Source organism: Bradyrhizobium cosmicum, assembly GCF_032290525.1.
GTDB classification, from domain to species: Bacteria; Pseudomonadota; Alphaproteobacteria; order Rhizobiales; family Xanthobacteraceae; genus Bradyrhizobium; species Bradyrhizobium cosmicum_A.
Genome location: NZ_JASXTA010000178.1, coordinates 1 through 280 on the forward strand (window position 1 = coordinate 1; position 280 = coordinate 280).

General features: G+C 52.1%; 1 protein-coding gene. It reads right to left on the reverse strand.

Annotated features, from left to right (window positions below; genetic code table 11):
- Positions 1–113 precede the first annotated feature (113 nt).
- A partial coding sequence (locus QSV46_RS39565; protein ID WP_409997292.1) for a helix-turn-helix domain-containing protein occupies positions 114–280 on the reverse strand: 167 nt, incomplete at its 5' end.

The following is a 280-nucleotide window of genomic DNA, read 5'->3' on the forward strand; positions in this document are numbered from 1 at the left end:
TGCCGTCACGGCGCATTTGACGACTGCAATGTCAAAAAAGAATGCCGCTTGAGAAATGCAGCCGCGCGGAGATAGGATCGAAAAACATAACAGGAGGCAATATTAGCTTTTGATCAGGCTGCGTCCGAGATGCGCATTTCAACATGCAGGCCGGCAGCTCCGATCATGTTGACCAATGTATCGAGACCAAACAATTCGATCTTGCCACGCATGAGATCAGAGATACGCGGCTGGGTAACACCAAGCAGCTTGGCGGCCTCCGATTGGCTCAGCCCTGTTC